Here is a 9319-nt window from a genome sequence, read left to right as displayed (position 1 = left end):
CATTTGAGTCCAATATTCTGCGTTGGGGATCGTCGTCATAGCTACGGCTATGACTCCTCACCCCGCCTTTATGCCCTGTGGGTATTGCCTATTGGACTCAAATGGCTTGCTCATAACGGGGTTTGAAAGTTTGATTGGTATAATCAGTGCGCATCGCCCTGGAAATGAAAAAGTAATGTACGAAAGAAGCCCCGGGAAACCGGGGCTTATAGGCTCCAAATGATAGGATAACTCAGAGGAAGGGGGCTTTATTGGCCCGTTGCAGGCCGGAAATACCAATTAAGCCTTCCCAGTTGTCTACTCGACCTTCCCGCCAGCCCGTAAGCCAGGCCTGGCGAAGTTGAGGTTCCGTATGAGGGCAGATATCCTTCGAACGTCCAGACGCACCTGTCTGATATCCTTTGGTAAAGGCTCTGTCTGTCATATCCCTTTTTTGTCTTTTCATCATGTGGTACTGCCTCTTGCTGGTTCGTTTATCAATGCCTCCCTGGCACCCTGTACAGCACTCGGAAAATTCCCTGGGGTCCGGTGTGACAGCTTCGGAAGTCTCCCCGGGTTTCCTGCAACCGGGGAGCTGGGAAAAGCCCAGAGAGCATAGTTACAGGGAAAGTCTACGGTCTAAGTTCTAACGAAGTTTGATCAGGCTGTCGAGAAATCAATCCTGATAAAAATTGAGTTTTTAAATGATTTTGGAATATAGGTTATGAATACGCCTCTTGCTGAGCGTTCGCTTGAACTCTTTGCCAGCTGCCCCAAGGGGCTGGAAATATTGCTGGCCAAAGAGCTGTCTGACATTGGTGCTGAATCTGTCCGCGAAACTGTTGCTGGAGTGAGCTTCACTGGCAGTCTGGAGGTGGCTTATAAAAGTTGTCTCTGGTCCAGGTTGGCCAGTCGTGTTCTGTTAAGACTGGGTGAGATCAAGTCAGACACAAAAGAAAACCTTTATCAGGGGGTAAAAACCTTTGAATGGGATGATCATCTGGACAATCAGAGCAGTTTCAGGGTCGATTTTACTGGCTCTACGCCAGATATTAACCACACAAAGTACGGTGCTCAGGTCGTTAAAGATGCCATCGTGGATCAGCTAAGGGATGATCATGGTTGGCGGCCTTCTGTGAGTGCTGCCAATCCTGATTTGAGAATCAATGTCCATGCCCGTGGGAAAAGCGCCTTTGTGTCGATTGACCTGTCAGGTCAGAGCCTTCATCAGCGAGGCTATCGTCAGGATTCGGGTGAAGCTCCCCTGAAGGAAAATCTGGCGGCGGCCATTTTGATCAGAGCGGGCTGGCCTGAAATGGCAGCTCAGGGCAAAACCCTGATGGATCCAATGTGTGGTGCAGGAACTTTGCTCATAGAAGGGGGCATGATGGCTGCTGACATCGCCCCGGGACTGCTTCGCGCCCGTTTTGGTTTTGACCGCTGGATGGGGCATGTGCCGAAAGTGTGGATGAAAGTCCTCGAAGAAGCTCGTGAGCGCCGTCAGCAGGGACTGGCTGCAATGAGTTCTGACATTATTGGTTTTGAAGGTCTTGGGTCTGTGACCCATCGGGCCAAGTCCAACCTGGAAAGAGTCGGGTTGGCTAAACGGATAACCATACGACAGCAGGAGCTTAAAGATCTGGAGATGGGCGAGAACGTTGAGCCCGGGCTGGTTATCTGTAATCCACCTTACGGTGAGCGGATGGGAGATGAAGCCAGTCTGGTGTATCTCTACAAACATCTGGGAGAAAAACTGAAGCAGAATTGTCCGGGTTGGGAAGCCGGTATCTTTACCGGGACACCGAATCTGGTAAAAAGTCTTGGAATGGGACCCAGAAAAAGTTATGCCCTGTTTAACGGTGCCTTACCCTGTAAACTTTTTCTTTACGACATTCGCAGTCGTGAGGCGAGAGAAGCGGTTGCAGAGAAGCAGGAAAGCAATCAAGCAGAAGCCAGAACCGTTACCTTTATTTCTGAAGGTGCCAATATGTTTGCTAATCGCCTGAAGAAAAATTTCAAGCAGATGAGCAAGTGGGCCAGAAAAAACAATATTGACTGCTATCGTGTCTACGATGCTGATATGCCCGAATACGCCGTGGCTGTCGATCTGTATCGTGACTGGGTGCATGTTCAGGAATATGCAGCTCCTAAATCCATTAATGAAGATAAAGCTCAGGAAAGGTTAATGGAAGCCCTGGCGGTGACGCCTGAGGTGCTGAATATACCGGATGAGAATATTGTACTGAAGAGGCGTGAGCGTCAATCCGGTGCCAGTCAGTATGTCAGGCAGGACCAGCAGGATCAGATGATGGAAGTGGCAGAGGGCGGCTGTCGTTTACTGGTTAATCTGCATGATTATCTGGATACGGGGCTGTTTCTGGATCATCGAAAAATGCGAATGAGGCTTCAGCAAGAGGCTGAAGGCAAGCGTTTTCTCAATCTGTTCTGTTACACCGCCACGGCAACGGTTCATGCTGCAATGGGCGGGGCTGTTTCTTCAACCAGTGTAGATCTCTCCAATACTTATCTGAGCTGGGGGCAAAAGAACCTTGCCTTGAATGGCCTGAGTGAGCGTCGTCATCGTCTGGAGCGTGAAGATTGTCTGAAATGGCTGGAAAAGGACACGAACGAGTACGATCTGATCTTTATGGATCCTCCGACTTTCTCCAATTCAAAGAAACTTGAAGGCGTTTTCGACGTTCAGAAAGATCATTTCAGACTGATTGAACTGGCCGTTAAAAGGCTCAGTTCGAGCGGTATTCTCTATTTTTCCAATAATTTCCGAAAATTCAAACTGGACGAAAGGGTTGAATCGGAGTTTGTTGTGGAAGAGATCACCCATCAAACCATTGATCGTGATTTTCAGCGTCGAAAAGGTATTCATCGAAGCTGGAAGATTATGCAAAAGTAACTGGCACTATCGTGTAGGTATTGTGCTATCCCCTTTTCTCGGTATCCCCTTGTCAGAGTGTGTGAATTACAGGTATTGGAACGGCTCTCAATAGGACTTAATAAATAAGGTCATTTTTATGGCCAACCAGAAAACAAAAGGGAGAGCTCTCAATAAGCTTATAAAAAACAGAAAATGTTACTATAAACTTATTGAAATCTCCCCCGCCCACAGATCAGGAAGATCGAAAAATACCAGGGATACAGTCAATGACTGTCGCACGCCGGAGCAAGGGGATAGACTTTATATGTCACAATCTTTGAATGTACTGAAACAGCCCAGGCCGTTTTATCTGATCTTTTTTCTAGAGCTATGGGAGCGTTTTGGCTACTACGGACTTCAGGCTATTCTGGCCGTCTATCTGGTTCGTGAGCTGGATATTCCAGAGTCTGAATCCTTTATCATCTTTGGTGCCTTTAATGCTCTGGTCTACGGACTGGTAGCCATTGGTGGCTTTCTGGGAGACAAGGTTCTTGGCACCAAGCGAACCATTGTGTTCGGGGCTTTGGTGCTGATGGCGGGTTATGTCATCATGGCGGTGGCCGGCAAGGATATCCATATGGTGTATCTGGCGCTGGGTACTGTTGCTGTCGGTAATGGTCTTTTCAAGGCTAACCCTTCCAGTCTTCTTGCCAAGTGCTATGAAGAAGGCGACAGCCGTCTGGATGGTGCCTTCACCATGTACTACATGGCCATCAATATAGGCTCATTTATTTCATTGCTGGGCGTACCTTATGTGGCCGACCACTTTGGATGGGGCGTAGGCTTCATGGTCAGTGCTATTGGTCTGCTGGTGGCTCTTGCTAACTACTTCATGATTCGTCACTGGGTAGCTGATTACGGCTCAGAACCTGACTTCAAGCCTCTGAACTATAAAAAGTTTGCTATGGTGTTTGTCGCGGTGATAGCAGCTTGCTTTGCCTGTGCTTTTGTCCTGAATCACCTGATTATTGCTAATATCCTGCTGACTGTTGTGGGTACCGGAGTTATTCTGATCTTCCTCAAGGAGATTATGGCTTCTGCGGGTGTTGAGCGTGGTAAAATGATCGTAGCTCTGGTGCTGATGCTGGAAGCGATTGTCTTCTGGGTCATGTACTACCAGATGCCAACATCATTGAATTTCTTTACCATTCATAATGTTGAGCATGTTGTCTTTGGATTTGAAATTAATCCAGTCTCTTTCCAGTCTCTGAATCCATTCTGGATTATGGTAGCGAGCCCGGTACTGGCTTACCTCTATAATCGCAGTGGTGTCACAGGTAAAGCCATGAGCATGCCTGCAAAGTTTGCTCTGGGTATGGCTCTGACTTCCGTGAGCTTTCTTTTGATTCCTCTGGCCGCTCAGTTTGCCAGTGCCAAAGGGCTGGTTGATCCGGGCTGGATTGTAGGTACTTACCTGGCTCAATCTCTGGGTGAATTGCTGATCAGTGGCCTTGGTCTTGCCATGGTGGCTCAGCTGGTGCCAAAGCGCATGCACGGTTTCATTATGGGCGCCTGGTTCCTGACTTCTTCAGCCGCTTCTGTAGTTGCTGGTTATGTGGCGGGTTTCACCGCTGTGGACCCGGGTCAGGCTCCGACAGCACTGGAAACTCTGCCGGTATACAGTCATTTCTTTGAGACCATGGGATTGATTTCTGCTGCGGTTGCTCTGGTCATGTTTATGACGGCACCAAAGCTGAATAAATTGATGACCTCTGAAGAAGAAGGTCGGGCAGAGCTGGCTACTGCCTGATTAAACTGACAAGCTCTAGCTAAATAAAAGGTGACTGTTTAACGACAGTCGCCTTTTTTATTATGAAAGTCTTAGAGATAGTCAATGACAAACTATCGTTCTCTGTAAAATTCCTGATTTCAGTCAAAATATTTATAGAATGTTCTACCCTGAATGCCAAATAACAGGGGCTGAGTGAGGTTGGGTTTCCTCCGAGCTGCTTATCTAATCATTGGGTGAACAATGTCCAGACCATCTCTTCAACTGTCTTTGTTTTTCTGGGTTTTGTGCAGTTCTATACCGGTGCACGGTGCTTGTGTTGAGGGTCTGTCGACTCATTCTGAAGTCATGCAGCAAACACTGCTTGTAACGGTGCTGGCTGGTCTCAGTTCTTTGTTTGACTCAGGTTCGTATGATCATCTGGATAAACGAGCAGTAGGTGCTTTTGATGAATCTCTGGTATTACCTGGTGCTGAGTGGAAATATTCGCAGATGTTGATCTGCATACTGGAATGCCCTTCAGGTAGTCAATCTCAACCCAGTCAGTCAGTGATCACTTCGGCTGATGAACAAAAAACGGCCTCACGTTCTTATGCTGACGTGGTAACGGGTCGTTTTGCGGTCACGTTGGGAGCGGGTGGTGATGAACCTCCGGATGATAAAGATACAGGAGGTAAGTCTCTACCAGAGGATAAAACTGATCTTTCACAATGGGTGTGTGTTATTTGTGGGGAGGAGTGTGGTGATGGCTTACGAACATCCTGCTGTGGTCAGCTGGTCTGTGAAGAGTGCAGGGGGCGGTGGCATGAGAGACGATGCATAGTTTGCTGTAGCAAGCATAAGCCAAAACGCTATTGTGGTATCAGGCGCTGTCGTAAGGATCTTACGGGTCTTGAATCTTATCAGGTTCAATCGCATCTTTGGCAGGAACATTCTCAATCGATGGCTTATCAACAGCCATGCTGCCATCAAGGTACTCTCCTTGGGCAGATGACTCTCCTTGGGCAGATGACTCTCCTTGGGCAGATGACTCCCCTTGGGCAGATGACTCCCCTTGGGCAGATGAATGCCCTTGACCATGCCTTGACGTATCACTCCCATTCTGTGATAACCGGCCCTGATCAAAGAAGTGTTGTCTGTCGTTTGGGTCGTTGCAGGATTGGGACTAGCCCTCACGCTCAGGTCCAGACAGTGTCTGTGGGTGAGTCTTTACCCGAGGGAGACGTGACGCTTCAGCCCATTGTCGGAACACCGCCTGTGCAGCAAGTTATTTATGTGTGTGATCTGTGTCAGTACACGAGTAGTAACACTCACACTCATTTGCTTCACATGCACCAGCACATGCTGCATATGTATAGTCATGGCATAGTGATGGTTTGTCCTCATGACGATTGTCATTATCAGACTGGAAATGTCATTGGGCTCATTCAGCATATACACAACCAGCATATGATATTTGTTTGTCCATTCTATGGCTGCTCCGCTTCTTATAACCGGGAGAGCCTTTGTCAGAATCATTTTGATCGATGTCACGGGAAGTATGTGAGAGAGGAATAGAGTGGGCTAACGCTTTAGCTTTCCGAATGTTACCGGTGAACCTTCGGTTTTGCCCGCAGGTATCTGCCGCTGTCCGGTCGCCAAGGATAACGATTGCTTTTATCAGGCTCTGGCTGTTTCCATGGGCTTGGGGATAACTGGAGAAGCCCTGTTTCAGCAGATTATTCTGCTGGCCTGGAACACACTTAATGAGTCCCCGGAGACACTCTCATTGCTCAACAGTATTCTGGCAAACGGGATGAGTTCTATCGAAGAGCTTGCCGCTCTGGCTTTTGTAGAATACGCAGGTTTTCAGATGTGGGGGCACACGGGCATGTTGCCATTGATTGCCTGGTGGTTTGGTTCGCCGGTACTGGTTACAACACCCGCTACTTGGTAAGGTCACGGAGCACTGCTGTTTCTTGCGGACGGTATCTGGGAGTTTGTCCAAACGGAAGCTGGAGGGGGGCATACTCTAGAGATACTTCAGACCACGTTCCCATCCTTGGCCGTGATCGAAAACGCCGACAATCACTGGAGTGTTCTCAGCATAGAGAACTCAACCAGAACACGGCGCCGGTAAACTACGGTTGGGCTGTAGAGTCAGCCGCTACAGTCGTAGGTTTCGTTGATTTCTGATTCGGGTGAACAACCGTTCTAAGGACTGTTTTATCCTCAAAATAAACCGTCATATCCTTGTATTTCCACGTGGTAATAACAGGCTTTCCAACGGTTTCAGTGAGTTCCGGTGAGCCCAGTCGGTCCTTGACCGATTGCATGCTCTGACCTCTTTCCGGTATCAACACCGTGCTGCGAAGTGCAGCCGACTGGCTGCCGACTGGTACAGCAATGCTGTCACCTTTTTCTGCTGAAAAAGCTTGCAGGCTGAAGCTTGAGAGACCCAGTAAGGTCATGGAAAGGGTCAGTAACGGGGCTGATAGTAAACGGTTCATGTCAGTCATACTTTCTTCTTCTCATGGACATTATGCTCAAGCACTATTCTCAATCAGGCTCGTAGAGCAGTCAGCTCCGTGGCTCCTGTTATGATTTTTCTTCCGTTATGGGCATGTGGAGACTGAAGCTTTTGCAAGGAAATGCAAACAATCTTATTCGTACCGGACTGTTGGGGTTATAATAGCGAACTTCACAACCATTGACTCCTTAAAAATTCTAAATGTTCAGACCATTACCGTTTTTTGTCGGCCTGAGGTATACCCGGGCTAAACGAAGGAATCACTTTATTTCCTTCATTTCATTGATGTCGATGGTTGGGCTGACCCTGGGCGTCTGCGTATTGATCATTGTTATGTCGGTCATGAATGGCTTTGACAGGGAGTTGAAACAGCGAATTCTGGGTATGGTTCCCCATGCCACTATCACTTCCGCATCGGGTGGCATGCAGGACTGGCAGAAGGTTCTTGACCAGGTCTCTGAACATAAAGGTATTGTTGCAGCGGCTCCTTTTGTAGACGGCCAGGGGATGCTGGCCAGTGGCAGTCAGGTGCGGGGCACCATGGTTTATGGTATTGACCCGGCTTATGAAGAGAAGGTCTCCATTGTTAACCAGCATATGACCCAGGGGGCTCTGGAAGCACTTAAACCCGGAGAGTTTGGAATCGTGCTGGGTGAGATTATGGCCCAGTACCTTGGTGTGACACTGGGTGACAAGGTGACTATGGTGTTGCCTGAAGCCAATGTTAACCTGGCCGGGGTTTTCCCCAGACTTAAACGTTTCACTGTCGTCGGTATCTTTTCTGTTGGAGCTGAGGTGGACGGTAGTCTGGCCTATATCAATATCCAGGATGCAGCTCGATTCATGCGTGTGTCAGAAGGCGTTGAAGGCATTCGTTTGAAGATGGAAAACCTGTTCGAAGCCCCCAAACTGGCCTGGGATGTCGCCGTTCAGTTGCCAGGCCGTTACTACGTGCAGGACTGGACTCGAACCCAGGGACAACTTTTCCAGGCTATTCAGATGGAAAAGACCATGGTAGGTCTGCTACTGACGTTGATTGTTGCGGTTGCCGCTTTCAATATTGTTTCCACCCTGGTTATGGTGGTCACAGACAAGCAGTCTGACATAGCCATTTTGAGAACGCTGGGAGCCAGCCCAAAAACGATTATGGGCATCTTTATGGTTCAGGGCTCTTTGATAGGTGTAGTTGGAACACTCCTGGGGATAGTGCTGGGTATCATTGCAGCATTGAATGTTTCTGAAATTGTTTCTGGTCTGGAGTCTTTACTGGGTATCCGATTCCTGAGCCCTGACGTCTATTTCATCAGTTACCTGCCTTCTGAATTGCAATGGCGCGATGTTGCAGTCATCAGTATTGCAGGTCTATCCATGAGTTTCCTGGCGACCCTGTATCCCGCGTGGAGAGCCTCTAAAACCCAGCCAGCAGAGGCGCTTCGTTATGACTGAATCCATTAAGGCGGTATTAGAGTGCAAAGCTCTGGCCAAAAGCTTCGAAGAAGGCCCGGAAAAGCTGGAAGTACTGAAAGACGTTAATTTGTTCGTTGGGCCCTCAGAAAGGGTGGCTGTTGTCGGCAGTTCCGGGTCAGGAAAAACGACATTGTTGCAATTGCTGGCGGGTCTGGATCACCCCTCTTCGGGGGAGATCAGAGTGTGTGGTCATGAACTGGCTGCTATGAAAGACGCTCATCAGAATGAATTGCGGAATCGCCACCTCGGCTTTGTGTACCAGTTTCATCACCTTTTACCAGAGTTTACTGCTTTGGAAAATGTCTCCATGCCCCTGCTTTTAAGAAAGAATACGTCGATCAAGCAGATTAAGGATAAAGCCGAGGAACTGCTGGATGCGGTTGGACTGATAGCAAGAGCCAGGCATAAGCCAGCAGAGTTATCCGGAGGAGAGCGTCAGCGTGTAGCTATTGCCAGAGCTTTGGTCACGGAGCCTGATCTGGTGTTTATGGATGAGCCTACGGGTAATCTGGATCCTAATACGGCCGAGAAAGTGCATGGTTTGATGCAATCTCTCAGTCAAGAGTTTACGACCAGCTTTATTGTCGTTACCCATGACATGCGTTTGGCCAGGCAGATGGATCGAGTGTTTCGTCTGGAGTCTGGCACTCTGATTTTGGACCCTTAACGGTTTAGTTCTTTTAGTAAGCCGGCCTTTTATTGA

At 48.5% G+C, this 9319-nt stretch carries 8 protein-coding genes; 6 read left to right on the top strand and 2 right to left on the bottom strand.

The features are described from left to right. Positions 1–232 precede the first annotated feature (232 nt). Positions 233–448, bottom strand: coding sequence for a ribosome modulation factor (gene rmf, locus GZ78_RS25005; protein ID WP_434000746.1), 216 nt, complete (start codon positions 446–448; stop codon positions 233–235). A 255-nt stretch (positions 449–703) separates the two neighbouring features. Between rmf and rlmKL the strand changes: the two genes are divergently transcribed. From rlmKL to GZ78_RS24985, 4 genes are all read left to right on the top strand, one after another. Further along, entirely contained in the window at positions 704–2890 is a 2187-nt protein-coding gene (gene rlmKL / locus GZ78_RS25000) for a bifunctional 23S rRNA (guanine(2069)-N(7))-methyltransferase RlmK/23S rRNA (guanine(2445)-N(2))-methyltransferase RlmL (protein WP_034842481.1), read from the top strand. Between the two features lie 286 nt (positions 2891–3176). Continuing rightward, a complete protein-coding gene (locus GZ78_RS24995; RefSeq protein ID WP_034842572.1) occupies positions 3177–4661 on the top strand; it encodes an oligopeptide:H+ symporter in 1485 nt (494 codons plus the stop codon). A 222-nt stretch (positions 4662–4883) separates the two neighbouring features. Further along, the gene (locus GZ78_RS24990; protein ID WP_152558940.1) at positions 4884–6197 is read left to right on the top strand and encodes a hypothetical protein; all 1314 of its coding nucleotides are present in this window, start codon (positions 4884–4886) and stop codon (positions 6195–6197) included. Between the two features lie 49 nt (positions 6198–6246). Further along, complete coding sequence (locus GZ78_RS24985; protein WP_152558939.1) at positions 6247–6576, top strand: hypothetical protein; 330 nt, start codon at positions 6247–6249, stop codon at positions 6574–6576. A gap of 184 nt (positions 6577–6760) precedes the next feature. Here the strand turns inward: GZ78_RS24985 and GZ78_RS24980 are convergent, their stop codons facing one another. Then, positions 6761–7138: a hypothetical protein gene (locus tag GZ78_RS24980; RefSeq protein ID WP_152558938.1), complete on the bottom strand. Its 378-nt coding sequence runs from the start codon at positions 7136–7138 to the stop codon at positions 6761–6763. Positions 7139–7350: 212 nt separating this feature from the next. Here GZ78_RS24980 and GZ78_RS24975 point away from each other — a divergent pair, with 212 nt between their 5' ends. Beyond that, positions 7351–8595, top strand: a complete 1245-nt coding sequence (locus tag GZ78_RS24975) for a lipoprotein-releasing ABC transporter permease subunit (protein WP_034842475.1) — start codon at positions 7351–7353, stop codon at positions 8593–8595. Beyond that, positions 8588–9283 (top strand): ABC transporter ATP-binding protein, encoded by a 696-nt coding sequence (locus GZ78_RS24970; RefSeq protein WP_034842472.1) that lies wholly within the window; start codon positions 8588–8590, stop codon positions 9281–9283. Before GZ78_RS24975 ends, GZ78_RS24970 begins: the two co-directional genes overlap by 8 nt. Positions 9284–9319: the final 36 nt, after the last annotated feature.

The sequence above is a fragment of the Endozoicomonas numazuensis genome (genome assembly GCF_000722635.1).
In the GTDB taxonomy this organism is placed as follows: Bacteria; Pseudomonadota; Gammaproteobacteria; order Pseudomonadales; family Endozoicomonadaceae; genus Endozoicomonas_A; species Endozoicomonas_A numazuensis.
This window is presented reverse-complemented; position numbering and strand designations above follow the sequence as displayed.